Annotated in this window: 2 protein-coding genes; both read right to left on the bottom strand. The window is 60.3% G+C overall.

Annotation, left to right across the window (positions count from 1 at the left end):
- Positions 1-204: hypothetical protein (locus GVL52_RS30675; protein WP_210254122.1), on the bottom strand; the 204-nt coding region annotated here is incomplete at its 3' end.
- On the bottom strand, positions 201-604 hold a 404-nt coding region (locus tag GVL52_RS28190), incomplete at its 5' end, for a hypothetical protein (RefSeq protein ID WP_160012678.1). The genes GVL52_RS30675 and GVL52_RS28190, both read right to left, overlap by 4 nt.

Here is a 604-nt window from a genome sequence, read left to right as displayed (position 1 = left end):
GTCGTGGGCGAGGAAAAGCGACTCCTGTTCGAGATGCGCGAGCGCTCCCTCATCGCGAGCGATTTTGGATGCCTTCCGTTGGATGGCGGGCACGTGTCGAACAAGGTGATCGATAGGGATCAAGATCAAGCGCGCTATGCCCTCCAGGAGGGCATAGAACGCCCCTAGCACCGCCGCGAAATTCAGGGATCCGGTGTTGTTCATTTCAGATCCTCCAGCCGCTTGGTGGCCATGGCGAGTTCGGGGAAGTCCTCCGCGACAGTTCGCGGAATGTGATCGAGATAGAGCACGCTGGGGTCCACCTCAGATACCGGGCTGCCAGCGATGGCGATCTGGAAAAGTGCTGCTGACTTGCCCTCTCGCTTGATCAACCCCATCCATGGGCGCAGTTGCCCATTGCTCTTCACGATGGACCATACCCAGAGGCGGCTCCCGTCTTTGGAGTAGCGACAACGAGGGGTGATGTCACCGACACTGGCCCACTGTGCATCGATCTTGCGGCCGAAGTCACAGTCTTCCAGGCGCTTGCCAGCATTGGCCGCGGCGACCTGAGCCTTCATCGACGGGAGCACGTCGGCGTCGAAATCTGGCACCGTCTCCAAGC

The organism is Rhizobium sp. 18055 (genome assembly GCF_902706285.1).
In the GTDB taxonomy this organism is placed as follows: domain Bacteria; phylum Pseudomonadota; class Alphaproteobacteria; order Rhizobiales; family Rhizobiaceae; genus Rhizobium.
Note: the sequence above shows the minus strand (reverse complement) of the source record. Positions and strands in the feature narration are given on the sequence as shown.